Raw genomic sequence first — 398 nt, 5'->3', positions numbered from 1 at the left:
ATTAACAAAAAAGTCGATAAATCAGCCTGACTATGAGCAGTTAAAAGTTGAGCAAAGGTGGAAGGGAGATTAGCCACGATACCTGTAAAAATAATAAGAGAAACTCCATTACCAACACCACGAGATGTAATTTGCTCACCAAGCCACATTAAAAACATCGTTCCACCAACCAGCGTAATGACAGCAGAAATACGAAACATTATACCTTGCTCCAAAACAATTTGAAGTCCTATTCCTATACCAGTTTCAAGTGCAAACGCAACACCAAAAGCCTGCAGAACCGCTAATACTACCGTTACGTAACGAGTATATTGATTGATAATTTTACGGCCTAATTCCCCTTCTTTTTTAAGAGATTCTAATGTAGGAACAATTGAAGTTAGCAACTGTACAATAAT

1 protein-coding gene is annotated in these 398 nt (G+C 37.2%); it reads right to left on the bottom strand.

Annotated elements, in window-relative coordinates; all coding sequences use genetic code 11:
* A partial coding sequence (locus J7R13_RS09280) for a preprotein translocase subunit SecY (protein WP_425523236.1) occupies positions 1-398 on the bottom strand: 398 nt, incomplete at both ends.

The sequence above is a fragment of the Bartonella taylorii 8TBB genome, assembly GCF_902825155.1.
GTDB lineage: Bacteria > Pseudomonadota > Alphaproteobacteria > Rhizobiales > Rhizobiaceae > Bartonella > Bartonella taylorii_A.
The sequence above is the reverse complement of the archived record's forward strand: the minus strand, read 5'-3'. Positions and strand labels throughout refer to the sequence as shown.